The 22,720-nt window shown below is 67.6% G+C and carries 23 protein-coding genes; 13 read left to right on the top strand and 10 right to left on the bottom strand.

The features are described from left to right. The first annotated feature begins 13 nt into the window (after positions 1–13). The gene (locus ACR80S_RS03850; RefSeq protein ID WP_435402758.1) at positions 14–967 is read left to right on the top strand and encodes a branched-chain amino acid ABC transporter permease; all 954 of its coding nucleotides are present in this window, start codon (positions 14–16) and stop codon (positions 965–967) included. 107 nt (positions 968–1,074) lie between these two features. Here the strand turns inward: ACR80S_RS03850 and gfa are convergent, their stop codons facing one another. From gfa to pqqA, 7 genes are all read right to left on the bottom strand, one after another. Further along, positions 1,075–1,806, bottom strand: a complete 732-nt coding sequence (gene gfa / locus ACR80S_RS03845; protein ID WP_435401672.1) for an S-(hydroxymethyl)glutathione synthase — start codon at positions 1,804–1,806, stop codon at positions 1,075–1,077. 68 nt (positions 1,807–1,874) lie between these two features. Further along, entirely contained in the window at positions 1,875–4,442 is a 2,568-nt protein-coding gene (locus tag ACR80S_RS03840) for an insulinase family protein (RefSeq protein WP_435402613.1), read from the bottom strand. Then, the gene (gene pqqE, locus ACR80S_RS03835; RefSeq protein WP_435402612.1) at positions 4,439–5,590 is read right to left on the bottom strand and encodes a pyrroloquinoline quinone biosynthesis protein PqqE; all 1,152 of its coding nucleotides are present in this window, start codon (positions 5,588–5,590) and stop codon (positions 4,439–4,441) included. The genes ACR80S_RS03840 and pqqE overlap by 4 nt, the downstream gene beginning before the upstream one ends. Further along, complete coding sequence (gene pqqD / locus ACR80S_RS03830) at positions 5,583–5,873, bottom strand: pyrroloquinoline quinone biosynthesis peptide chaperone PqqD (protein ID WP_435401675.1); 291 nt, start codon at positions 5,871–5,873, stop codon at positions 5,583–5,585. The genes pqqE and pqqD overlap by 8 nt, the downstream gene beginning before the upstream one ends. Next, complete coding sequence (gene pqqC / locus ACR80S_RS03825; RefSeq protein ID WP_435401676.1) at positions 5,870–6,649, bottom strand: pyrroloquinoline-quinone synthase PqqC; 780 nt, start codon at positions 6,647–6,649, stop codon at positions 5,870–5,872. The genes pqqD and pqqC overlap by 4 nt, the downstream gene beginning before the upstream one ends. A gap of 73 nt (positions 6,650–6,722) precedes the next feature. Continuing rightward, positions 6,723–7,652, bottom strand: a complete 930-nt coding sequence (pqqB, locus tag ACR80S_RS03820; protein WP_435402611.1) for a pyrroloquinoline quinone biosynthesis protein PqqB — start codon at positions 7,650–7,652, stop codon at positions 6,723–6,725. A gap of 105 nt (positions 7,653–7,757) precedes the next feature. Continuing rightward, positions 7,758–7,829: a pyrroloquinoline quinone precursor peptide PqqA gene (pqqA, locus tag ACR80S_RS03815; protein WP_435401759.1), complete on the bottom strand. Its 72-nt coding sequence runs from the start codon at positions 7,827–7,829 to the stop codon at positions 7,758–7,760. Positions 7,830–8,214: 385 nt separating this feature from the next. Here pqqA and ACR80S_RS03810 point away from each other — a divergent pair, with 385 nt between their 5' ends. From ACR80S_RS03810 to ACR80S_RS03775, 8 genes are all read left to right on the top strand, one after another. Continuing rightward, the gene (locus ACR80S_RS03810; protein ID WP_435401678.1) at positions 8,215–10,038 is read left to right on the top strand and encodes a methanol/ethanol family PQQ-dependent dehydrogenase; all 1,824 of its coding nucleotides are present in this window, start codon (positions 8,215–8,217) and stop codon (positions 10,036–10,038) included. 104 nt (positions 10,039–10,142) lie between these two features. Further along, on the top strand, positions 10,143–10,622 hold the full coding sequence (locus ACR80S_RS03805) for a c-type cytochrome (RefSeq protein WP_435402610.1): 480 nt from the start codon (positions 10,143–10,145) through the stop codon (positions 10,620–10,622). 54 nt (positions 10,623–10,676) lie between these two features. After that, the gene (locus tag ACR80S_RS03800; protein WP_435402609.1) at positions 10,677–11,519 is read left to right on the top strand and encodes a quinoprotein dehydrogenase-associated putative ABC transporter substrate-binding protein; all 843 of its coding nucleotides are present in this window, start codon (positions 10,677–10,679) and stop codon (positions 11,517–11,519) included. Beyond that, complete coding sequence (locus ACR80S_RS03795) at positions 11,516–12,172, top strand: hypothetical protein (RefSeq protein WP_435402608.1); 657 nt, start codon at positions 11,516–11,518, stop codon at positions 12,170–12,172. The genes ACR80S_RS03800 and ACR80S_RS03795 overlap by 4 nt, the downstream gene beginning before the upstream one ends. A 102-nt stretch (positions 12,173–12,274) precedes the next feature. Continuing rightward, on the top strand, positions 12,275–13,492 hold the full coding sequence (locus ACR80S_RS03790; protein ID WP_435401682.1) for an ABC transporter substrate-binding protein: 1,218 nt from the start codon (positions 12,275–12,277) through the stop codon (positions 13,490–13,492). Further along, positions 13,480–14,487 carry a PQQ-dependent catabolism-associated beta-propeller protein gene (locus ACR80S_RS03785; RefSeq protein ID WP_435401683.1) on the top strand — a complete coding sequence of 336 codons (1,008 nt, stop codon included), beginning with the start codon at positions 13,480–13,482 and terminating at the stop codon, positions 14,485–14,487. Before ACR80S_RS03790 ends, ACR80S_RS03785 begins: the two co-directional genes overlap by 13 nt. Beyond that, positions 14,484–15,254, top strand: a complete 771-nt coding sequence (locus ACR80S_RS03780) for an ABC transporter ATP-binding protein (RefSeq protein ID WP_435402607.1) — start codon at positions 14,484–14,486, stop codon at positions 15,252–15,254. Before ACR80S_RS03785 ends, ACR80S_RS03780 begins: the two co-directional genes overlap by 4 nt. Further along, entirely contained in the window at positions 15,245–16,051 is an 807-nt protein-coding gene (locus ACR80S_RS03775; RefSeq protein WP_435401685.1) for an ABC transporter permease, read from the top strand. Before ACR80S_RS03780 ends, ACR80S_RS03775 begins: the two co-directional genes overlap by 10 nt. 18 nt (positions 16,052–16,069) lie before the next feature. On the opposite strand, the gene ACR80S_RS03770 is transcribed toward ACR80S_RS03775, so the two are convergent. From ACR80S_RS03770 to ACR80S_RS03760, 3 genes are read right to left on the bottom strand one after another with little or no spacing between them, the layout of a single operon-like run. Further along, positions 16,070–16,459, bottom strand: a complete 390-nt coding sequence (locus ACR80S_RS03770) for a c-type cytochrome (protein WP_435401686.1) — start codon at positions 16,457–16,459, stop codon at positions 16,070–16,072. A gap of 53 nt (positions 16,460–16,512) precedes the next feature. After that, positions 16,513–16,926 (bottom strand): hypothetical protein, encoded by a 414-nt coding sequence (locus ACR80S_RS03765; protein WP_435402606.1) that lies wholly within the window; start codon positions 16,924–16,926, stop codon positions 16,513–16,515. 50 nt (positions 16,927–16,976) lie between these two features. Then, the gene (locus ACR80S_RS03760; RefSeq protein WP_435401688.1) at positions 16,977–17,933 is read right to left on the bottom strand and encodes a LysR family transcriptional regulator; all 957 of its coding nucleotides are present in this window, start codon (positions 17,931–17,933) and stop codon (positions 16,977–16,979) included. Positions 17,934–18,060: 127 nt separating this feature from the next. On the opposite strand from ACR80S_RS03760, the gene ACR80S_RS03755 reads away from it, so the two are divergent. The 4 genes from ACR80S_RS03755 to ACR80S_RS03740 all read left to right on the top strand — a co-directional run bounded on the left by ACR80S_RS03755 (position 18,061) and on the right by ACR80S_RS03740 (position 22,713). Then, positions 18,061–19,170 carry an S-(hydroxymethyl)glutathione dehydrogenase/class III alcohol dehydrogenase gene (locus tag ACR80S_RS03755; RefSeq protein ID WP_435402605.1) on the top strand — a complete coding sequence of 370 codons (1,110 nt, stop codon included), beginning with the start codon at positions 18,061–18,063 and terminating at the stop codon, positions 19,168–19,170. 76 nt (positions 19,171–19,246) lie between these two features. Then, on the top strand, positions 19,247–20,104 hold the full coding sequence (gene fghA, locus ACR80S_RS03750) for an S-formylglutathione hydrolase (RefSeq protein WP_435401690.1): 858 nt from the start codon (positions 19,247–19,249) through the stop codon (positions 20,102–20,104). Between the two features lie 153 nt (positions 20,105–20,257). Next, positions 20,258–20,959: a monofunctional biosynthetic peptidoglycan transglycosylase gene (gene mtgA, locus ACR80S_RS03745; protein WP_435402757.1), complete on the top strand. Its 702-nt coding sequence runs from the start codon at positions 20,258–20,260 to the stop codon at positions 20,957–20,959. A gap of 35 nt (positions 20,960–20,994) precedes the next feature. After that, positions 20,995–22,713 (top strand): NADH-ubiquinone oxidoreductase-F iron-sulfur binding region domain-containing protein, encoded by a 1,719-nt coding sequence (locus ACR80S_RS03740; protein ID WP_435402604.1) that lies wholly within the window; start codon positions 20,995–20,997, stop codon positions 22,711–22,713. The last annotated feature ends 7 nt before the right edge of the window (positions 22,714–22,720 follow it).

Here is a 22,720-nt window from a genome sequence, read left to right as displayed (position 1 = left end):
ACTGACCCCCTCCATGAAGCGCCAGCGCCGCGCCGATAGGCGCCGCAACGTTCTCTACCTGGTGCTGATCGCCATCGGCCTGGTGGCGCCCTTCATGGCCTATCCGGTGTTCCTGATGAAGGTGCTGTGCTTCGCGCTGTTCGCCTGCTCCTTCAACCTGCTGCTCGGCTACGCGGGGCTGCTCTCCTTCGGGCACGCCGCCTTCCTGGCCACCGGTGGCTACATCACCGGCTACCTGCTGGCCAGCCACCCGGCGCTGACCCCGGAGCTGGGCATCATCGCCGGCACCCTGGTCGCGGTGGCGCTGGGGGCGGTGTTCGGCGCTCTGTCGATTCGTCGTCAGGGCATCTACTTCGCCATGGTGACCCTGGCGCTGGCCCAGCTGGTGTTCTTCCTCTACGTCCAGTCGCCCTTCACCGGCGGCGAGGACGGCCTGCACGGGGTGCCGCGGGGTGACCTGTTCGGCGTCATCAGCCTGCGCAGCAACCTGGCGATGTACTACTTCGTGTTTGCCATCTTCCTGATCGGCTTCGCGATCATCCAGCGTGCCGTGCATTCGCCCTATGGCCAGGTGCTCAAGGCGATCCGCGAGAACGAGCCGCGGGCGGTGTCGCTGGGCTACAACGTCGACGCCTACAAGTGGGTGGCCTTCGTCCTCTCCGCGGGCCTGGCCGGCCTGGCCGGCTCCACCAAGACGGTGGTGTTCCAGCTGGCCTCGCTGACCGACGCCCACTGGCACATGTCCGGCGAGGTGATCCTGATGACCCTGCTGGGCGGGGTGGGCACGCTGTTCGGCCCGGTAGTCGGTGCCGGCATCGTGGTCAGCCTGCAGCACCTGCTGGCGCAGTCGCCGCTGGGCAACTGGGTGGGGCCGATCCTCGGGGTGATCTTCGTGGTCTGCGTGCTGAGCTTCCGCAGCGGCATCGTCGGCGAGATCCTCAAGTCCTACCGCAAGAACTTCAAGTAACCCGCCAGGTTGCTCGGGATATTGGCAATCCGAAAAGTGAAGGCGCCCCTCGGGGCGCCTTCACTTTGTCAGCCTGTCATCAGCCTGGGCTTTCGGTCTGGCTGGACCTAGAGGATGCCCTTGGCCTTGGCCGTATGGATGGCGATGGCATCCATCAGGGGCGGCGAGAGGCAGTCATAGGGCTCCAGGTTCAACTCCTTCAGTTTGCCGCGTACCTTGTCCATGTTGTCCGGGTTGGCGCCGGACTCGATGATCGATGACACGAAGGCCGCAAACTCCGGCGCTGCCCAGCCGGTATCGTCGGAGAGTTCGGTATGGACGAAGTCCAGGCCGTGGAAGGGGTGGTCGGTATTCTCGATGCGGCCGAACATGTGCACCCCGCATCCCTTGCAGGCATGGCGCTGGATGGCGGCCGAGGCGTCGACGACCTCCAGCTTGTCCTCGTTGGCGGTCACCTTGAGCTTGTCGCGGGGGACCACGGCGACCATCGAGAAGAGGGCACCATCCGGCTTCCAGCACTTGGTGCAGCCGCACACATGGTTGTGGGCGCACTGCGCCTCGATGGTCACCTCGGCCCGCTTGTCGGTGCAGTGGCAGTGCAGGGTGCCGCCGTTGAAGGTGTCGCTTCCGGCCTTCACGCCACCGTCCACGGCCGGGTGAATCCGTATGCCGCCGCTCGATGGGGCCTGGGCGCTTGCGACGGCGGAGGGTCTGGCCGTGGCCTCCCTGGGCTGGCTCGCTGGGGTGGGGGAGGCGCTCTCGCCCCCGAACCAGCGCTTCAGGGTATCCATCAGGCTCATGGGCTTGCGCTCCTCATTCAGCGTCAGTCGTGTCAGCATGATCATTCACCTCTCGTGACGATTGTTATTATCGCATCGGCTCCAGGGAACCGGGGCGTGCACTGCTGTCAGTCTAGGTGGCGTCGCGAGGGGAGATTATGCCCCAACGACACTAGTGCGTTCCTGCATGGCAATGGCGAGGTGGCCGGCGTGTGGTACCACCAGTGACGGGACAGCGTTGCGTCGGCCAGGGCGCCGGCCGTCATGGCCAGGTCGTCGACGCCGAGCCCCTCCAGCACCACAAGCTCCGCTTCCCAGGGGGCCATCCATCCTGTTGGCTCTGCGCTGACGTGGTGATGGCGCAGGGCCTGCCAGGTGCGCTCGATGGCTTCCCGGCGAGTCTCGGGTGCGCCATGCCGAGCCAGCAGGCCGCGCTTGAGGCGTGCCAGTCCGGCCTCGTCGAGCCGGGCCAGTGGCTCGCCCTGCCGGAGCAGGAAGTCGTCGATCGCCCGATTCAGCTCGGCCACGCTGGCCCATGGGGACTGCACCACATAGCCCAGCCTGGGCCAGCCAGCGGCCTCTCGGTAGCGCACCGCCGCCACGTAGCCGAAGCCGTGGCGCTGGCGCATCTCGTGATGGAAGGCGGCGTCGTGGCAGGTGGCCAACAGCTTCAGCACCCAGCGGGTCCGTGGGCTGGTATCGACTCCCCTCACCTCCAGCATCACCGCGCGCTCCTCGCCCTGGGGGGGCAGCCAGGTCTCGCCGATCGCCTCCGCAGTGGCGGGGGCAGGCGCGGGGGAGAGATCGGCAGGCGCTGCCAGGGTATCAGCGAAGCGCTCTGCATCCCGCGCGACCTCCTGTGGGCCGAGCTTGCCGCTGGCCCAGCCGAGCAGGCGTGGGCGCGCATCCCTGTGAACAGAGCCGCTCTCCAGTTGCAGCAGCAGGGTCGTGGCGAGCAGGCCTTCCGCCGGCGAGGTCGCGCGGCGATCGGCGGGGTCCGTCGTCCAGGCGGCGATCGCCTGCTCCACCAGGGAGGCGATTCGTCGAGGATCGCCCTGGGCCATGAGCCAGTCGCCTCCGGCATCCGAGGCCAGGTCCAGGGTGAATCCTCGGGAAGCGGCGGCCTGGCGCAGCGTCAGGGTGTGTCGGTGCCAGCGCCGAAGCCGGGCCTCGTGGCCGGCAGGGTCGGCGGTCCAGCCCAGGCACCAACTCGCTTGCTCCGTGGGGTGCGGCCAGGCCGGCCCGCCCCACCAGAGCGTGAGACGGGTGTCACGGCGAAGGCATCCCGGGGTGGGGCCCCCGGCGGGCGCCGGTTCGGGCGATAGGTGGAGGGGCGGGGGAGGGCGCCGTGGCGGGTCGGCCTCGGCAGAAGAGGAAGGCAGGGAAGAAGGCAGGGAAGAAGGGAGGGAGAGAGGCCGCCAGCAGGTCCCCGTCTCGCCAAGCGTCGACCAGGAGGCATTCGTTTGCGGTTCGCACCGCCACAGGACACGGCAGCGGTCACCGGCCAGCCAGTGGGCCAGTGGCGGTTCGTCGGCTGGCGAGGCGGCATCGACGGCGAGCCGGCACGCCTGGTGCCGCGGCCAGGCATCCAGGTCGATGGGCGGAGCTGGCGGTGGGGGGAGTGGACCCGCCAGGCACTGTGTCGGGGCCTGGCGGCAGACGGCCAACAAGTCAGACAGGTCGGGAGCCGGCTCCTCCAGTGCCAGACGCAGGGCCAGGGCGGGGCCGGTACCCTCGGGGGCCGTATCGATAATGAGGTCATGCAGGGCGGCCGTGGCCTGAAGCCTGGCCGCCAGGTGGCCATTGGCCAGCCGTGCAGTCAGGGCCATGAGTTGGCGGCGGTAGGTCCTGGCTACCGCGTCGGGAAGCGGCCAGATCAGCTCCAGCGTCGTGCCGGCCCCTGGAGGTGTTGGTGCGGGTGGGCACCAGGCCAGCGCGCCGGGGTAGCTCCAGCGCCAGGCGGCCGGGACGGGGTCACTGCCCCCCGAGGGAAGCCGGGTGCCGTGGCGTTCCAGCAGGGCGAGCTGCTCCTCCAGCGGCAGCGGGCCCAGCGTCGCCAGGGCCATCCGTTCGGTGCGATAGTGGCGGCGGTGGAAGACGTCCAGCCTGGCCGCCAGCGCTTCGGGCGAGCCGCCGAGGGTGCCACGGTGGCCGGCATGACAGAGCCGGGCAGGGTGATCGGGACGGAAGAACCGACCCAGGGCGGCGAGGCGGTGCAGGGCAGGGTCGGCCAGCCGCGCCCGGAATTCCGCGTCGAGGACGCCGACCTCCCGGGCGAGGCGTTCGGCATCGAGGCGCGGATGGGCCAGCAGGTCGATGAGGCGCCGCAGTCCCTCGTCGGCGGCCTCCGGCGGCAGGTGGAGGTGGACGTCGGTGACCCCTTCGTCGGTGTGGGCGTTGTAGCGGCCACCCTGCTCGCCGACCCAGGCGACGAACTCGCCTTCGGCGGGGGAATCGGCGGAGCCCAGAAAGAGCCCGTGTTCGAGCAGGTGGGCCAGGCCGCGGCAACCGGTGGGCTCGTCGAGGTAGCCGACGCCGACCGCACCTACCAGACGCAGCTGCCGAGCCTCGGGAACCTCTGCCGCCACGATCCGCAGACCGTTGGACAGTCGGTGAATGGCACACCGGCTGCCGAGGGGCAGCCCGGCCTCCAGCAGGGCCTTGTCCGAGGCGCCGGTTGATACCGCCTCGCTCATGACCGGCAGAAGATCCGGGACTCGTGGACATTGCGCGGCGTCAGCTCACCGGCCGTACCGCCGATGCCGGCGGCCTCGCGGCGGGCCGCCTCGATTAGGTGATGATCCGGTGACAGCGCGCACACCGGGTCGGTGGCGGCGGGGTCGCCGGTCAGCAGGAAGGCCTGGCAGCGGCAGCCGCCGACGTCCCGGTGGCGTTCGTCGCAACTGCTGCAGGGTTCCTGCATCCAGGCATCGCCGCGGTAGCGGTTGAAGGCCTCGCTCTCGTACCAGATCTCGTACAGGGGCCGGTCGCGCACGCTGGGAAAGGCCATCGGCAGCATCCGGGCGCTGTGGCAGGGCAGCACGGCGCCATCCGGGGCCACGGTCATGAAGATCGAGCCCCAGCCGCCCATGCACGCCTTGGGTCGATCACCATAGTAGTCGGGCACCACGAACAGCAGACGCATCTCGCGTCCCCGCTCGGCAAGCTTCGCCCGCCAGCGAAGGGTGGTCGCCTCGGCGGCCTCTAGCTGTTCGCGGCTCGGCAGCAGCCCCGCACGATTGAGGTGCGCCCAGCCGTAGAGCTGGCAGTTGGCCAGCTCCACGGCATCGGCGCCGAGTTCGTCGCACAGGGCGATGATGGCGTCGAGCTGGTCGATGTTGTGGCGGTGCAGGACCACGTTGAGCACCATGGGGTAGCCGGCCGCCTTGACCGCCCGGGCCATGGCCAGCTTGCGGGCGTGGGCCTTCGAGGAGCCCGCCACTGCCGCGGCGACGTCGGGGTCGGAGGCCTGCAGGCTGATCTGGATGTGGTCGAGCCCGGCCTCGCGCAGCGCCAGGATGCGTGCCTCGTCGAGGCCCAGCGCCGAGGTGATCAGGTTGGTGTAGAAACCCAGTCGGTGCGCCTCGGCCACCAGCTGCTCGAGGTCCCGGCGCACCAAGGGTTCGCCACCGGAGAAGCCCAGCTGTACGGCGCCCATCTTGCGGGCCTGAGCCAGGGTGTCGAACCACTCGTCGGTGGTCAGTTCCGCCCCGACTCCGGCGAAGTCCAGGGGGTTGGAGCAGTAGGCGCACTGCAGCGGGCAGCGGTAGGTGAGTTCGGCGAGCAGCCAGAACGGGGCGCCGGTATGGCCGCTGGCGGCAGCGATGTCGGTACGATCAGTCATGCTGGATCCATCCCTGTTGCGAGGCGTCGACGAGAAAATCCCGCACGTCATCGGCGATCGCCCCGGCCGGTGCCTGGGGAAAGCGTGCCTCGAGCTGGCGAATCACTGCATCCATGTCGCGTTGGCCATCGAGCTCGCCGAGGATGGCGCCGGCGGTGTCATTGAGTTGCACCATGCCCTCGGGATAGAGCAGCACATGGCGCTGCTGAGCCTCCTCCCACTGGAGACGCCAACCCGGGCGCAGGCGACAGACGCTGGTGCCGTGGATGAGGGCCCCCATCATGACAGCCCCCGGTGGTAGACCCGCTGGTCGGTGACGGTGTGGTAGGGCGGTCGGTCGAGCTGGTAGGCCAGCGTCATGGCGTCGAGCATCGACCACAGCACGTCGAGCTTGAACTGCAGGATCTCCAGGGCCTGCCGCTGTGCCTCGAGGGTGGTGCAGACGGCCAGGGCGATCTCTAGCCCGTGTTCCACGTCTCGTCTTGCCTCGGTGAGGCGCTTGCGAAAATAGCCGTAGCCCGACGCGTCGATCCAGGGGTAGTGGGTCGGCCAGGTGGCCAGGCGGCTGCGATGGGCCTCCGGGGCGAAGAGCTCGGTGAGCGAGGAGATCGCCGCCTCGCGCCAGTCCGCGCGACGCACGAAGTTGACGTAGGCGTCCACCGCGAAACGCACCCCCGGCAGGACATGCTCCTGAGACCACAGCGCTTCTCGACTCAGGCCCACCGCCTCGCCCAGGGTCAGCCAGGCCTCGATGCCGCCGCCGTCGGCGTCATGGCCGTCGTGGTCGAGCAGGCGCTGGATCCATCGCCGCCGGAAGCCGGCGTCGGGGCAGTTGGCCAGCAGGGCGGCATCCTTCTGGGGAATGTTGATCTGGTAGTAGAAGCGGTTGGCCACCCAGCCTCGCAGCTGTTCCGGGCTGGCGTGTCCCTCGGCCATGTCGATCTGATAGGGGTGGTGGATATGGTAGTAGGCACCCTTGGCCATCAGGGCCTCGCGAAAGGCTGACGGGCTCATGGCGTCTTCCTGCGAGGCCATCGTGGTCGACGCGATGCGAGTCATGCGGGACTCCTCTTGCTGGGCCTGACCACGTCAGGCCCCTTGCTGCGTGAGACGGCGCGGACAACCGAAGGGTTCACACCTCCAGGCGCATGCCGTCGTGGGACACCTCGATGCCCGCCGCGGTCAGGGTGGCATGCTCCTCGGAGTGCTCATCGAGGATCGGGTTGGTGTTGTTGATATGGATCAGCACCCGTCGGGTGGTCGCAGGTAAGGCGTTCAACTCTTCCATCAGCCCGCCCTCGCCGGCCAGCGCCAGATGCCCCATGTCGCGCCCGGTGGCGCTGCCGACACCGGCACGGATCAGCTCGTCGTCGAGCCACAGTGTCCCGTCGACCAGCACGCAGTCGGCCCGGGCCAGGTAGCCGCGGACCCGGTCATCCAGCTTGCCCAGGCCGGGGGCATAGAAGAGGTGGGAGCCCCGCTGCCTGTCCTCGATCAGCAGGCCGATATTGTCGCCCGGTGTGGGCGCCCCCCGCCGAGGCGAGTAGGGCGGGGCATTGCTGGTCAGGGCCACGGCGGTGAAGTGCAGGCCCGGGCAGGCCGGGACCTCGAAGCTGGCCTCCAGATTGTCGTCATCGATCCCGATGCGCTGCCAGGTCAGGCCGCCCTGCCAGTGCTCGAGCATCGGGAAGAGCGGGAAGCCGCTGCTCAGGTCCTGGTGAACGTTGGGCGTGCACCAGACGTCGAGCGGGCATCCCTCGCGCAGCGACAGCAGCCCCGTCACGTGATCGATCTGGCCGTCGACCAGCAAAACGGCGGCGACGCCGCTGTCCCGGGGAGCCCGCCTCGGGTGCAACTCGGGGGTCGCGGCCAGCTGGGCGCGGATGTCGGGCGAGGCATTGCAGAGCAGCCAGCGCTCGCCATCGCTGCTGATGGCGATCGAGGACTGGGTACGCGGCCTGGCTGCTAGCTCGCCACTGCGTACACCCAGGCAGAGCCGGCAATTGCAGTTCCATTGCGGGAAGCCCCCCCCCGCCGCAGCGCCAAGCACCAGTACCTGCATGTCACTCTCCCCAAGTCCGGTTCGCCCTGCTGGCACCAAGGCAAAGAAAAGGCCGACGTCCTCTCAGGCAACGTCAGCCGTATCGGTACCGCCTCAAGGTAGAGGTCAGCGATTGGAAATGTACAGCGTTACCTCGAAGCCGAGGCGAATGTCCTGATAGGCGGGCTTGGTCCACATGGGCGTACCTCCACGGGTAGTTGATCGCGAGTAGTTGATCACGGGTAGTTGATCGGTTCTTGCCAGACTGCACCTCTCAGTCAAGCATGCCCGGCGGAATCTGCCTTGCGACCAAGGTCGCATACCTCGGAAAGCAGGCGGGTATCGATGTCCGGGGAGGGAGGCGGTGCCCCGTCGCCATGCGCCTCGGCAGGGATTCGGCGCCACTGTTGCCGAGAGGCAAAAGTCTTTTGCGCCAAGGGAGAGCGTATTTCCGCCCGCCAGGGCGGGTGGCACCGAAAGATGTGCTAGACCTTCTACTGTCAACGCCGAATCAGGACAACAACCATAAATCAGGTGTGCACAACCCTGGCACGCCTTTCAGCGCGACGTTCGGAGACACGCCATGTTTCGTCCCATCCTCTACACGGCAGCGGCTGCCGGGTTGCTCTCGGCAGCCATTGTCCACGCCAATCAGAACCTCCTTGATTTGCAGGAAAACCCTGAATACTGGCCTACCCAGCTAGGCAACTACCAGGGCAACCGCTACAGCCAGCTGGACCAGATCAATCGCGACAACGTCAATGAGCTGCGATCGGTGTGGCAGTTCTCCACCGGTGTCCTGCGCGGCCACGAGGGCGGCCCTCTCTACGTCGGCGACGGGCGTCTTTACATCCATACGCCGTTCCCCAACAAGGTATTCGCCCTCGATCTGGAGGATGAGGGGCGCATCGTCTGGAGCTATGAACCCGACCAGGACTCCCGGGTCATTCCCGTGATGTGCTGCGATACGGTCAACAGGGGGTTGGCCTATGCCGATGGGCGGCTCTTCCTCGGCCAGGCCGACAATACCCTGATCGCGCTGGATGCCGAGACCGGCGAGCTGCTCTGGGACGTCAGTAACGGGGACCACACCGTCGGTGAGACCAATACCATGTCGCCGCTGGTGGTCCATGACAAGGTCATCGTGGGCATCAGCGGCGGCGAATTCGGGATCCGTGGCCACATCACCGCCTACGACGTCGAGACCGGTGAGATGGCCTGGCGCGGCTACTCGCAGGGGTCCGATGACGAGGTGCTGCTCGACCCGGACACCACCCTGATGATGGGCGAGCCTATCGGCGAGGCCGACCTGGGGGTCTCCACCTGGCCCGAGGGAGAGTGGGAGCGCGGTGGCGGGGCCCCCTGGGGCTGGGTCACCTATGATCCCGATCTCGACCTGATCTACTACGGCACCGGCAACCCGGGGACCTGGAACCCCGAACAGCGTACCAAGGATGGCGAGCCGGCCGACAACAAGTGGGCGATCACCGTCTTCGCCCGTGACCCCAACGATGGCTCGACCAAGTGGGTCTACCAGAAGGTGCCCTTCGACGAGTGGGACTATGACGGGGTCAACGAGAACCAGCTGATCGACGTCGAATTCGACGGCGAGCAGCGCAAGGGGCTGGCAATCATCGACCGCACAGGCTTCGGCTTCCTGCTGGATCGCGAGACCGGTGAACTGCTGGTGGCCGAGAAGTTCGCCGCCGAGACCAACTGGGCCGACAGCTACGACATGGAGACCGGCCGCCCCAACGTCAACGAGGAATACAGCACCTACCGCCAGGGGGTGAACGTCAACACCACCGACATTTGCCCCACCGCCATGGGCGCCAAGAACATGCAGCCGAGTGCCTACTCGCCGAAGACCGGACTCCTCTATGCCGGGATCAACCGGATCTGCATGAACTATGAGCCCTACGAGACCGACTACGTGGCGGGCCAGCCCTATGTGGGAGCGACCCTGACCATGATGCCGGCGCCGGTGGAAAACGGTGGCATGGAAGGCCGCATGGGCAGCTTCATCGCCTGGGATCCGGTGGCCGGTGAAGTGGTCTGGGAGGTGGATGAGCGCTTCGCGGTGTGGAGCGGCGCCCTGGCCACGGCCGGCGACCTCGCCTTCTACGGCACCCTCGAGGGCCATGTGAAGGCGGTGGACATCGAGAACGGCGAGGAGCTGTGGCGCTTCAAGACCCCCTCAGGGGTCATCGGCAACGTGAACACCTTCCAGTATGAGGGCAAGCAGTACGTGGCCGTGCTCTCCGGGGTCGGCGGCTGGGCAGGGATCGGCCTGGCGGCAGGGCTGGAGGATCCCGAGGAGGGCCTGGGTGCCGTGAGTGCCTTCGCTGGCATCAGCGAGTACACCAACCTCGGCGGGGTGCTGACGGTCTTCGCCCTGCCGGATTGAGCGACGTCCCAAGCCCGCCCGACGGGGCACGAGCGGTCGCCCGTGCCCCGTCGTCCTATTCGATCCCGGGGCAAGACCCCGGTGCTACGAGAAGGTAACGCTGAATGACGTTATTCCAGCGCACTCACTGCCATCCACTGCTGGTCGTTCTGCTGGGGCTGCTCCTTGTCTCCCCTGCGGTGGCGAAGGAACTGGGGGAGGCACCCTACAGACCCGGTGATTACAGGGTCGAGGATGGCAAGGTCGATCCCAACACCTACGAGGGCTATCTCGTCTACACCCGTGCCTGCATGGCCTGCCATGGCCCGGACGGTCTGGGCTCCTCGTTCGCCCCTAGCCTGATTCGCGCCGCGGAGCGCCGCGGTTGGGCGGAGTTCGCCGGCACCGTGGCGGCGGGGCGTCAGGTGCAGCCGGGCCAGGTCATGCCCTCCTTTGCCGACGACCCCTACGTCATGCGCAATATTCCCTATATCTTCAGCTACATGCGTGCCCGCGGCGAGGGTGGCCTGGGCCGAGGCCGCCCCCGGATCATCGAGTCGATGCAGGAGGAGGCAGACAACGTCGATAGCAACGATGATGAGTAGAGCCGAGGGCTAGCGACACACGGCCTGGTTTTCCTTTCCGGGATCGGAGGACGCATGTGTGAAGGAATGCTGCGACGGTGGCCGCTGCTGGTCGCTTTTCTCATCGGCTGCGCCGGTGCCCCGGCGGTGGCCGACCTGCCAGAACGCCTGGAGCGCGAGGTGCTGCGGGTCTGCGCCGATGGCAACAACCTCCCCTTCAGCAACGAGGCCGGTGAGGGCTTCGAGAACCGTATCGCCGAACTGATGGCCGAGGACCTGGGCGTGCCCCTGGACTACGTCTGGTCGCCTCAGGTGATGGGGTTCGTGCGTAATACCCTGGAGCTGAGGGTTTGCGACGTCATGATCGGCGCCGTGGCCGGCTATGGGTTCGTGCAGAACACCAACGAGGTCTATCGCTCGGTCTATGCCCTGGTGGTGCCTGAAGACTCCGAGCTCGAGGCCAGCCGTCTGACGGATCCGGCGTTGCAGGGTCGGCGCATCGGCGTGGTGACCGAGACGCCGCCCCTGGTCCCCCTGCGCCGCACCGGCGCCATCATCCAGAGCTATCCGCTGATGGTCGACACTCGGGTCCGGGCCCCGGTTCGCGATGCCATCGAGGACGTGGTGGCCGGCCGTACCGAGGCGGCTGTGCTTTGGGGCCCCCTGGCGGGCTACTATGCCGCCCGCGCAACTCCACCGCTCAGGGTCATTCCGCTGGTCGATGACGATTCCGGTGCGCGGCTGGACTACCGCATCTCCATGGGCATCCGCCAGGGTGAGCCACACTGGAAGGACTGGATCAACGATTTCATCGACCGTCGCCAGGACGAGATCCACGCCATCCTGGCGGAGTACGGGGTGCCGCTGCTCGACCGGCGTGGCCAGCCCCTTTCCGGTCCCGATGGAGGTGGATCATGAGGCGGCCCATCCCCACCTCCAGGCTTGCGGTCCCGCTGCTGATCGTGACCTTCGGCGCGGGCCTGCTGCTCTCCGGGAGTCCGCGGGTCGAGGCCCAGCGTGCGGCGGCGGGGCCTCCCGACTGGCCCTGCGTGCAGCGCCTGATCCCCGAACTGGCCTGGGGCACCATCTGGACGGGGCCCTCCCTGGATGAGCTGGAGAAGCGCTGGTGGGAGGACGAAGAGGTCGGCCGAGTGGCGCGCTTCGCCACGTCTCGCGACACCCCCAACGCCCAGGCCCTCGAGCGGGTGCGTGGGTTCGTGGCCTCCCTGGACGATGATGAGGCCGAGCGGCGGCTCACGCTGCTGTTCGCCGGGCTCTTCGAGCTCACCGACCGCCAGCGCGGCCGGGCCATCGATGCCGTTCGTCAGTCGGCCCGTGCCCAGGTGGCCCGGCTCGACACGATTTCCGCCATGGTGAATGAACTCGAGGCGCTGCGCGCCGATGAGGGAGCGGATCCGGAGGACATCGAGCGACTCTCGGAAGCGCTGTTCTGGGAGCAGCGCACCTTCCAGATGCGCCAGCAGACGCTGCCGGCCATGTGCGAGCAGCCCTACCTGCTGGAGGAGACACTCGGCCTCATGGTGCGAGTGATCATGGAGCGAATGCCCTAGCGGGCATGCCGGCCGCGGCAGACGCTTGCCGTCACGACGGTGAGTCCGACGATAACAACAAGATCATGGATAGCGGCAGCCCCGGCTGCCTGAGGAGAACGCATGAAAACCTTGCCACGATTTCTTCTGCCACGCTGGTTGGCGGTGGGAGGGGTCATCATCGGCCTGGGCTGGTCGGCCACGCTGCCGGCCGACGCCCCGGCGACCATCACCCTCGGCTACCTGGGCATGGAGCGGCCGGATGATCAGGAACCGCTCTCGGTACTGGCCCCGGTGCTCGACGACGAGGGGCGCCAGGGGACTCGACTGGGGATCAACGACAACAATGCCACGGCGCAGTTTCTGGATCAGGAGTTCTTGCTGCACGAGGCCGAGGTCGCCGATGGTGGTGACGTCGGCGAGGCGCTGCAGGGCCTGATCGATCAGGGGGCCGACTGGATCATCAGCGGCCTGCCTGCCGAAGCGCTGCAGGAGCTGATGGCCCACCCCGCCCTGGGCGATCGCGTGGTGTTCAACGCCTGGGCACCGGATGACGCGCTGCGCCGTGAGTCCTGTCACCCCAACCTCTACCACACCACGCCGAGCCGACGGATGCTGGCCGATGCCCTGGCCCAGTTCCTCGGCTACAAGCAGTGGGAGCGCTGGGCGCTGGTCTACGGCAATACCGACGAGGATCGCCTGCTGGCCGAGACCCTGCGCGCCTCGGCCGAGCGCTACGGCCATCGTATCGTCGGCGACAAGATGTGGCCCCATGACCCCATGGCGCGTCGCGCCGAGGGGGGCTTCCACGCCATCCAGCGCGAGATCCCGGTGTTCGTGCAGGACTTCCCGGAGCACGACGTCCTGGTGATCGCCGACGAGACCGACTATTTCGGTGAGTACTTCCCCTTCCAGACCTGGACGCCGCGCCCGGTGGTGGGCACCCAGGGGCTGATCGCCACTTCCTGGCATCGCGCCCATGAATCCTGGGGGGCAGTGCAGCTGCAGCGCCGCTTCGAGAAGCTGGCCGACCGCTGGATGACCCCTCGTGACTTCGGCGCCTGGCTCGCCGTGCGCTCGCTGGGCGAGGCGGCGGCCCGAACCGGCTCCGTCGAACGAGAAACAGTCCTCGAGTACATGCTCGGTGAGGAGTTCGAACTGGCCGGCTACCTCGGCTTTCCGGTCAGCTATCGCACCTGGAACCACCAGCTGCGCCAGCCGATCCTGATCACCGGCCCGCGCATGGTGGCATCTGTCTCGCCCCAGGAGGGCTATCTGCATCCTCGCACACCACTCGATACACTCGGCGCCGATGAGGGGGAATCATCATGTCGCTTCTGACTCCGCGGGGCTGGATCCCCGCTTCCCGGCATGCCCTGCTCGGGTTGACCCTGGGCGGCCTGCTGGCACTGCCCCTGGCAGCCCAGGCCGAGCGCATCTTCGTCTCCAACGAGAAGGACAACACCATCTCGGTAATCGACGGTGCCAGCCTCGAGGTGGTGGAGACCATCAGCGTCGGTCGTCGGCCGCGCTCCATGGCCTTCAGCAGCGACGGCAGCGAGCTGTTCGTGGCGGTGGGCGATGACGAGGCCATCGACATGATCGACCTGGAGAGCCTCCAGGTGGTGCGCAGCCAGGCCTCCGGCGAAGACCCCGAGGTGATCCGCGTCGACCCCAACCGCCCCTACATCTACGTCTCCAACGAGGACGACAATATCGTCTCGGTGCTCGACTACGAGGCCCGCACCCTGGTCACCGAGATTCCCGTGGGCGTGGAGCCCGAGGGGCTCGGCATCAGTCCCGACGGCCGCTGGCTGATTGCTACCACCGAGACCTCCAACATGGCCCACATCATTGATGCCGAGTCCATGGAAGCGGTTCACCATCGCCTGGTGGGGGCGCGACCGCGGCACGCCGAATTCACCCACGATGGCCGCGAGGCCTGGGTCTCGGCGGAGATCGCCGGCACGGTGTCGATCCTCGACATGGAGGAGACCTTCGACGTCAAGCACACCCTGCGCTTCGACGTGCCGGGCGTACCCCGGGAGACCGTTCAGGCGGTGGGGATCGCCCTGACTTCCGACGGACGCTACGCCTTCGTGGCGCTGGGGCCCTCCAACCGGGTGGCGGTGGTGGACCAGCAGACCTACGAGGTGCTCGACTACCTCCTGGTGGGGCAGCGGGTCTGGCACCTGGCCCTCAACGGCGACGAGAGCCGCCTTTACACCACCAACGGCGTGAGCGGCGATGTCACCGTGATCGAGGTCGATGGTCTGCGGGCGATCCGCTCGATCCCGGTGGGGCGCTTCCCCTGGGGGGTGATCGTCGAGCCGTGAGTGACGTGACCGCCGGGGACGGGGGCGAGTCGGCCCTCGAAATCCGCGACCTGAGCTTCGCCTATGGCGGCAGTCCTGTGCTGGACGCGATTTCCCTGGCCATCGCGGCCGGGGAGTTCGTCGTGCTGCTGGGCCCCAACGGCGCCGGCAAGACCACGCTCTTCTCGCTGATTACTCGGCTGCACGACCGACGCCAGGGCGAGATCCGCATCGGTGGCTTCGATGTGAGGCGCCAGTCGGTGCAGGCCCACGCCCGCATCGGGGTGGTCTTCCAGCAGCCGACCCTGGATCTGGATCTCAGCGTGGCCCAGAACCTCGCCTACCATGCGGCCCTGCACGGCATGGGGCCCGGTGAGGCCCGCCGGCGCGGCGAGGTCCAGCTGGCCCGGGTAGGGCTCGCCGATCGCCGGCGGGTCCGGGTGCGGCAGCTCTCGGGAGGGCAGCGCCGCCGCGTGGAGATCGCCCGGGGCCTGCTCCATGCGCCGCGGCTGCTGCTCCTCGACGAACCCACCGTGGGGCTCGACATCGCCTCCCGGCGTGACCTGGTCGAGCATGCCCATCGACTCTGCGTCGAGGAGGGCGTGGCGGTGCTCTGGGCGACCCACCTGATCGACGAGGTGCGCCCCGGCGATCGAGTGCTGGTGCTGCACCGCGGGCGGCTGCTGGCCGACGGCACGACGCAGACGCTCACCGCTCGGTTCGGCGTCGCCACCCTGGGCGAGGCCTTCGATCTCCTGGTCGGGGACGAGGAGGTCGCATGCGACTGATGCCCTGGTGGCACTGCCTGCGCGGCGTGGTGGGGCGCGAACTGCTGCGCTTCCTGCACCAGCGCAGCCGCTTCCTCGCCGCCCTGGTGCGGCCGCTGGTCTGGCTGTTCGTGTTCGCCGCCGGCTTTCGCATGGCGCTGGGCGTGGCCATGACCGAGCCCTACCAGACCTACATCCTCTACGAGGTCTACATCGTGCCGGGGTTGGTGGGCATGATCCAGCTGTTCAATGGCATGCAGAGCTCGCTTTCCATGGTCTACGACCGCGAGATGGGCAGCATGCGGGTGCTGCTGGTCAGCCCCTTCCCGCGTTGGTACCTGCTGGTCTGCAAGCTGCTGGCCAGCACCCTGGTCTCGGTGGTGCAGGTCTATGTGTTCCTGGCCATCGCCTGGTGGTATGGCATCCAGGCGCCGTCGATGGGCTATCTGTGGATTCTGCCGGCGCTGCTGGTCACCGGCTTCATGGTCGGTGCCCTGGGCCTGCTGCTCTCGACCTTCGTGCGCCAGCTGGAGAACTTTGCCGGGATCATGAATTTCGTGATCTTCCCGATGTTCTTCCTCTCCTCGGCGCTCTATCCGCTGTGGCGCATCCGCGAGGGTAGCTATCTGGTCTACCAGATCGCCGCCTTGAATCCCTTCACCCAGGCGGTGGAGATGATCCGCTTCGCCCTGTATGAGCGCGTGAACCCGGAGGCGATCCTGATCAGCGTAGCGGTGGCTCTGGTATTGCTGGCGCTGGCGATCCTCGGCTACAACCCCTCCCGCGGGTTGATGGCGCGCAAGGGCGGCGGCGACTGAACGCGGATCGTTGTGGGCTCAGGGCTTGGCGTCGGCCGCGAGGGCGTCGAGATAGCGGATGATCTGTCGGCGCGGCCCCTCGGTGAGCCCCCACAGCACCATGCGGTTGCCGGGCAGGAAGTCGGCCGGGCCGGCCAGGAAGGCATCGAGGGTCTCGGCATCCCAGACGAAATCGGCAGCCTCCAGGACTGGCGAGTAGCCGAAATTCTCCAGGCTGCCTGCCGGGCGTCCGATCAGGCCGTTCAGGCTTGGCCCCGCGATATGCACGCCGGGCGCCAGACTGTGGCAGCCGACGCACTGGCTGCGAAACAGCCGCTCCCCCTGGATGCGGTCGGGGTCACTGGCCGTCGTGGGCGGCGAGGCCAGGGCCGCAGAGAGTGCGGACGCCAGGACCGCGGCGAGTGCCACGCCAGTCAGGAGCCGGTGGCGAGATGAGGGCAAGGGTCGCTGAGCCACGGGCGTCAGAAGCAGCGCAGATTGGCATCGGCCTGGGCCTGGTGCAGTGCCCGCAGCTGGTCCTGCATGCCGCGCTCGGTTCGGAACAGCACGCCCAACTCGCCTCGCTGGTCCTGCATGCTCAGCACCGTGGCGACCTGTTCATAGGTCTCGTAGCTGAGGTGTTCGGCGATCACATCGATGCTGCAGGCGCACTTCTGCATGGTCAGGTAGGCGTTGCCATTGGCGGCCATGCAGCCTATTACATAATCGACCCGGCTCTCCGTGGGATAGTCCGTGGTATTGCTCTTGGGAGAGTCCGTGGGATTGCCCTTGGAAGAGTCGTTGGCCAGGACGAGGGGGCTGCCGAACAGGAAGAGAGCCAGCAGGGGGAGGGCGGCTGAGCGGGCAGCGCCCGACGGGAACATGGTGCGCTTCATCGGGACCTCGGGGAGTAATGGTGAAGCTCCAGTGTCGATACCTCTTCAAGCTATGGCACCTTGCCGGTTTTTTCCACCGTGTCGGCCCTTGATGAGGTTTTCTGATGCGGCTTGGCGTTTCGGCGCACCGGAAGCAGCTCCTCGATATGCTCCACCAGGTAGTCGATGAACCGGTAGACCTTGGGTGAGCGGTGACGGTGGCGAGGATAGACGGCCCAGACCGCGGTATCGTCATGCCGGTAGGTATCGAGCACCGAGATCAGCTCGCCGCTGGCGAGGTGGGGATCCACGTAGTAGTCGGGAAGCTGGGCCAGTCCCAGGCCCTTGAGGGCCGCATCGAGCAGGGCGGGGCCGGAGTTGCCCTCCCAGGGGCCCTCGACGCGCACCTCGCGACGGACGCCGTGTATGTCGAACCGCCATTGGTCCCGGGAGCCGACCAGACAGCGATGCCGGGAGAGCTCCGAGAGGGTATGCGGCACCGGAACGCGGGCGAAGTAGTCCGGGGAGCCGACGACATACTCGTGGCGTTCGCAGAGCCGACGGGCGATCAGCGTCGAATCCTTCAGCGTGCCCATGCGGATGGCGATGTCGTAGCCCTCGTTGATGATATCCACCTGGCGGTTGGTGAAGTGTAACCGCACCTCGAGCTGCGGGTTGAGCCGCATGAAATCATTGATCAGCGGCGCCACGAAACGCTCGCCGAAGGTGGTCGCGGAGGTCAGCTTGAGGACGCCGCGAGGTTGCGCCTGCAGGTCGTTGATGGCGGCTTCGGCATCCCGCAGGCCGTCGAACAGGTGGTGGCAGTGCTCGTAGTAGAGGGCCCCGGCATCGGTCAGCCGAATCTGTCGGGTGGTGCGGTAGAGCAGGGTGGTTCCCAACTGGGCCTCCAGCTGGCTGACCAGTCGGCTGACATGGGAATTGGACACCTTGAGGTGTCGAGCGGCGGCGGCGAAGGTACCCAGCCGCACCACCTCGACGAACGCCTCTACCCTGTCCCAGCGTTGCATGGCCACCTCGTGAGGAAGGATTGTTGTTGATGAGCAATAATGTCATGTCTTTAATGCAGTTTATCCCAAGACAGACCTTTGCCTACACTGATTCCACCTTCTGTCCATCGTCAACGAGGATATCGCCATGAAATCACGTGCCGCTGTCGCCCTGGAGCCAGGTAAGCCGCTGGAACTCGCCGAGATCGACGTCGAGGGCCCAAAGGCCGGCGAGGTGCTGGTGAAGATTGTCGCCACCAGCGTCTGCCACACCGACGCCTTCACCCTTTCCGGCGCCGACCCGGAGGGCAATTTCCCGGCGGTGCTGGGCCACGAGGGGGCCGGGATTGTCCAGGAGGTGGGTGAGGGGGTCACCAGCGTGCGCCCCGGGGACCATGTCATTCCGCTCTATACGGCAGAATGCGGCAAGTGCAAGTTCTGCCTCTCCGGCAAGACCAACCTGTGTGGTGCGGTGCGCGCGACCCAGGGCAAGGGGCTGATGCCCGACGGCACCAGTCGCTTCTCGCTGGACGGCAAGATGCTGCATCACTACATGGGCACCTCCACGTTCAGCGAGTACACCGTGCTGCCCGAGGTCTCCCTGGCGGTGGTCTCCAGGGAGGCGCCGCTGGACAAGATCTGTCTGCTTGGCTGCGGCGTGACCACCGGTATCGGCGCGGTAATGAACACCGCCAAGGTGGAGCCGGGCTCGACCGTGGCCGTCTTCGGCCTCGGCGCCATCGGCCTCGCCGTGATCCAGGGTGCCGTCATGGCCAAGGCGTCACGCATTATCGCCATCGACGTCAACCCGGAGAAATTCACGCTCGCCGAGCAGTTCGGTGCCACCGAGTTCGTCAACCCCAAGGATTACAGTGATCCCATCCAGGAGGTGATCGTCGACCTGACCGACGGCGGCGTCGACTACTCCTTCGAGTGCATCGGCAACGTCAACGTCATGCGCTCGGCACTGGAATGCTGCCACAAGGGCTGGGGCGAGTCGGTCATCATCGGCGTGGCCGGGGCCGGCGAGGAGATCTCCACCCGCCCGTTCCAGCTTGTCACCGGCCGGGTGTGGAAGGGCTCCGCCTTCGGCGGCGTCAAGGGGCGCACGGAGCTGCCGGGCTACGTGGAGCAGTACATGAACGGCGAGATCAACATCGATGACTTCATCACCCACGACATGCCGTTCGAGCAGATCAACGAGGCCTTCGACCTGCTGCATGCCGGCAAGAGCATCCGCACCGTGCTTCACTATTAACCCGCGCCGCTTTTGACTCACGCCCGACGCTGCGTGGTGCGCGAAGGGGTCAACACTGGAGCGTCTGGAGATCGTTATGAGCATGACCGAGAACCTCGAGCTGGTATCGGCCAACAAGAGCTTCGGCGGCTGGCACAAGCGCTACCGCCATCGCTCCAGGGCGCTGGACTGCGAGATGGTCTTCGCCATCTACCTGCCGCCCCAGGCCGAGACCGAGCGGGTGCCGCTGCTCTGGTGGCTCTCCGGGCTGACCTGCACGGATGAAAACTTCATGCAGAAGGCGGGTGCCCACCGCCTGGCCGCGGAGCTGGGCATCGCCATCCTCTGCCCCGACACCAGCCCGCGGGGCACCGACCTGCCCGGCGAGCACGACAGCTACGACTTTGGCAGCGGCGCCGGCTTCTACGTCAACGCCACCCGGGAGCCCTGGAAGAAGCACTACCGCATGTACGACTACGTCACCGAGGAGCTTCCCTCGGTGGTGCGTCAGCATTTTCCGGTGAACGGCCGCGAGTCGATCAGCGGCCACTCCATGGGCGGCCACGGTGCGCTGGTGATGGCCCTGCGGCGGCCCGGCCACTACCGCTCGGTGTCGGCCTTCTCGCCCATCGTCAATCCATCGGAGTGCCCCTGGGGCCAGAAGGCTTTCGAGGGTTACCTGGGTGAGGATCGTGGCAAGTGGACCCAGTACGACGCCTGCGAGCTGGTGGCCCGCGGTGCCTCCAGCCAGCCGCTGTTCATCGACCAGGGCGAGGCCGATGACTTCCTCGAGGAGCAGCTCAGGCCCGAGCGGCTGGAGGCGGTGTGCGCCGAGCACAACCACCCGCTGACCCTGCGTCGTCAGCCAGGCTACGATCACAGCTACTTCTTCATCGCCTCCTTCATCGAGGACCACCTGCGCTATCACGCCGAACGCCTGCACAAGAAGCGCTAGCGCGTTGAGGCTTGCGCGCGGTGAGGCTAGCCCGTTGAGTCAGCGCCGGCCTCTCGCCTCCCGTGCCGCCGAACGAGCCCGTATACTGGCGGCTCAGCGTCGGGTTCGCGGGGGCGAGTGACAGTGGGTCGAGCGACAGGGGGAAGGGTGACCATCAAGGCATGGGGGCGCCGCCTGTGGGGCTGGCTGTGGCGCACGCTGCTGGGCTTCGTGGTGCTCTCGGTGCTGCTGGTGCTGCTGTTCCGCCAGGCGCCGGTGTTCGGTTCCATGGTGATGGTGGAGCGCAAGGTGCAGTCCTGGATCGCCCGGGAGCCCATCGAACTTCGCCATCAGTGGCGCCCCTGGGGGGAGCTCGCCGACCACGCCAAGCTGGCGGTGATCGCCGCCGAGGACCAGCGCTTTCCCGAGCATCGCGGCTTCGACCTGGTGGAGATGCGCCGCGCCTGGGCGTCCAACCGCGCCGGCGGGCGCCTGCGGGGGGCCAGCACCCTAAGCCAGCAGACCGCCAAGAACCTCTTCCTGTGGACCGGGCGCAGCTGGACGCGCAAGGGGCTGGAGGCCTGGTTCACCCTGCTGATCGAGGCGCTGTGGCCCAAGCAGCGCATCCTCGAGGTCTATCTCAATATCGCCGAGTGGGACAGCGGCGTGTTCGGCCTGGAGGCGGCCGCCCAGCACTACTTCGGTGTCCCGGCAGACCAGCTCAGCGCCACCCAGGCCAGCCGCCTGGCGGCCATCCTGCCCAACCCGCGAAGCTGGGATGCGGCGCGCCCCGGCCCCCACGTGGAGCGGCGCAGTGCCTGGATCCGTCAGCAGATGAACAACCTGGGCGGGGCGGCCTATCTTGAAAGACTCTAGCCCCGCTCGCCCACCCAATCCGGGAGCCGTGTGCCATGACCGAATCGACCGTCACACCCAAGCGCCCCTTCCGCGGCAAGCCCCGCGGCCGTGAACTGGCGCCGGTGGCCCTGGCCGCCCTGCGCGTGCTGCTGGGCGACGAGCGCGAGGCCCCGAGCCTGCGCCGCCGCGACCGGCTGATCGAGCACCTGCACCGCCTCCAGGACACCCACGGCCACCTCTCCATGGTGGAGCTGCGGGCGCTGGCCGCCTACATGAACCTGCCCATGGCGGCCATCTACGAGACCGCCACCTTTTACGCCCACTTCGATGTGGTCCATGACGGTGAGGCGCCGCCGCCGGAGGTCACCGTGCGGGTCTGCGACTCACTCTCCTGCCAGCTCGCCGGCGCCGAGGCCCTGCGCGAGCGGCTTGCGGCGGGCCTCGACCCCGAGGCGGTGCGGGTGGTGCGTGCCCCCTGCATGGGGCGTTGCGAGACCGCCCCGGTGGTGGAGGTGGGCCATCACCACCTGCTCTACGCCACCCCGGAGGGGGTCGAGGCGGTGGTGGATACCGGGCACTTCCATCCCGAGGCGATCCTCTGGCAGCGCCTGGTCGACTACCGCGCAGAGGGCGGCTACCGGCTGCTGGCCGAGTGCCGCGCGGGCGCCGTCACCGTCGAAGCGCTGACCGAGACACTGGAGCATTCAGGCCTGCGCGGCCTGGGCGGGGCCGGCTTCCCCACCTTCCGCAAGTGGCAGGCGGTACGCGCCGAGCCCGGTCCCCGCTATGCGGTGATCAACGCCGACGAGGGCGAGCCCGGCACCTTCAAGGACCGCTACTATCTCGAGCGCGAGCCGCATCGCTTCCTGGAGGGCGCCCTGGTCGGCGCCTGGGCGGTGGAGGCCTGCGCGCTCTATGTCTACCTGCGCGACGAGTACCCCGGCCTGCACCGGGTGCTGCGCGAGGCGATCGACGAGCTCGAGGCCGCGGGCCTGGTCGCGTCCGGCTTCGTGGTCCTGCGCCGCGGCGCCGGCGCCTATATCTGTGGCGAGGAGTCGGCGCTGATCGAGTCCCTGGAGGGCAAGCCCGGCAAGCCGCGCCATCGCCCCCCCTTCGTGGCACAGCGGGGGCTCTTCGGCCGGCCGACCCTGGTCAACAACGTCGAGACCGTCTACTGGATTCCGGTGATCCACGAGAAGGGCGCCGACTGGTTCGCCGGCCAGGGGCGCCACGGGCGAAAGGGGCTGCGCAGCTTCTCGGTCTCCGGCCGAGTCGCGCGCCCCGGGGTGCATCTGGCTCCCGCCGGCATCACCCTCGCCGAGCTGCTGGAAGAACATTGCGGCGGCATGGCCGAGGGCCACCGCCTTGCCGGCTACCTGCCCGGCGGCGCCTCCGGCGGCATCCTGCCGGCCAGCAGGGCCGACATCCCGCTGGACTTCGACACCCTGCAGGAGCACGGCTGCTTCATCGGGTCGGCGGCGATCATCGTGCTCTCCGACCGTGACGATCTGCGTGCCGTGGCGACCAACCTGCTGGCCTTCTTCGCCGATGAATCCTGCGGCCAGTGCACGCCGTGCCGGGTGGGCACCGAGAAGATGCTGGCTCTGCTCGAACGCGACGCGTGGGACACCGAGCAGCTCGAACGGCTCTCCCGGGTGATGATGGACGCCTCCATCTGCGGCCTGGGCCAGGCGGCCCCCAATCCGGTGCTGAGCCTGCTGCGCGACTTCCGCGGCGAGCTCGCCGCCCAGAATCTCATCGTGAAAGGGTAGGGAGGCA

Origin of the sequence: Halomonas salsilacus (assembly GCF_051216275.1) — a bacterium.
Classification (GTDB): Bacteria; Pseudomonadota; Gammaproteobacteria; order Pseudomonadales; family Halomonadaceae; genus Halomonas.
This window is presented reverse-complemented; position numbering and strand designations above follow the sequence as displayed.

Excerpts from the sequence above, each read along its gene's own strand:
- ACR80S_RS03850 (WP_435402758.1), top strand. The coding sequence starts at position 14 with ATGAAGCGCCAGCGCCGCGCCGATAGGCGCCGCAACGTTCTCTACCTG.
- gfa (WP_435401672.1), bottom strand. The coding sequence starts at position 1,806 with ATGCTGACACGACTGACGCTGAATGAGGAGCGCAAGCCCATGAGCCTG.
- ACR80S_RS03840 (WP_435402613.1), bottom strand. The coding sequence starts at position 4,442 with ATGAGCGAGGCGGTATCAACCGGCGCCTCGGACAAGGCCCTGCTGGAG.
- pqqE (WP_435402612.1), bottom strand. The coding sequence starts at position 5,590 with ATGACTGATCGTACCGACATCGCTGCCGCCAGCGGCCATACCGGCGCC.
- pqqD (WP_435401675.1), bottom strand. The coding sequence starts at position 5,873 with ATGATGGGGGCCCTCATCCACGGCACCAGCGTCTGTCGCCTGCGCCCG.
- pqqC (WP_435401676.1), bottom strand. The coding sequence starts at position 6,649 with ATGACTCGCATCGCGTCGACCACGATGGCCTCGCAGGAAGACGCCATG.
- pqqB (WP_435402611.1), bottom strand. The coding sequence starts at position 7,652 with ATGCAGGTACTGGTGCTTGGCGCTGCGGCGGGGGGGGGCTTCCCGCAA.
- ACR80S_RS03810 (WP_435401678.1), top strand. The coding sequence starts at position 8,215 with ATGTTTCGTCCCATCCTCTACACGGCAGCGGCTGCCGGGTTGCTCTCG.
- ACR80S_RS03805 (WP_435402610.1), top strand. The coding sequence starts at position 10,143 with ATGACGTTATTCCAGCGCACTCACTGCCATCCACTGCTGGTCGTTCTG.
- ACR80S_RS03800 (WP_435402609.1), top strand. The coding sequence starts at position 10,677 with ATGTGTGAAGGAATGCTGCGACGGTGGCCGCTGCTGGTCGCTTTTCTC.
- ACR80S_RS03795 (WP_435402608.1), top strand. The coding sequence starts at position 11,516 with ATGAGGCGGCCCATCCCCACCTCCAGGCTTGCGGTCCCGCTGCTGATC.
- ACR80S_RS03790 (WP_435401682.1), top strand. The coding sequence starts at position 12,275 with ATGAAAACCTTGCCACGATTTCTTCTGCCACGCTGGTTGGCGGTGGGA.
- ACR80S_RS03785 (WP_435401683.1), top strand. The coding sequence starts at position 13,480 with ATGTCGCTTCTGACTCCGCGGGGCTGGATCCCCGCTTCCCGGCATGCC.
- ACR80S_RS03775 (WP_435401685.1), top strand. The coding sequence starts at position 15,245 with ATGCGACTGATGCCCTGGTGGCACTGCCTGCGCGGCGTGGTGGGGCGC.
- ACR80S_RS03765 (WP_435402606.1), bottom strand. The coding sequence starts at position 16,926 with ATGAAGCGCACCATGTTCCCGTCGGGCGCTGCCCGCTCAGCCGCCCTC.
- ACR80S_RS03760 (WP_435401688.1), bottom strand. The coding sequence starts at position 17,933 with ATGCAACGCTGGGACAGGGTAGAGGCGTTCGTCGAGGTGGTGCGGCTG.
- ACR80S_RS03755 (WP_435402605.1), top strand. The coding sequence starts at position 18,061 with ATGAAATCACGTGCCGCTGTCGCCCTGGAGCCAGGTAAGCCGCTGGAA.
- fghA (WP_435401690.1), top strand. The coding sequence starts at position 19,247 with ATGAGCATGACCGAGAACCTCGAGCTGGTATCGGCCAACAAGAGCTTC.
- ACR80S_RS03740 (WP_435402604.1), top strand. The coding sequence starts at position 20,995 with ATGACCGAATCGACCGTCACACCCAAGCGCCCCTTCCGCGGCAAGCCC.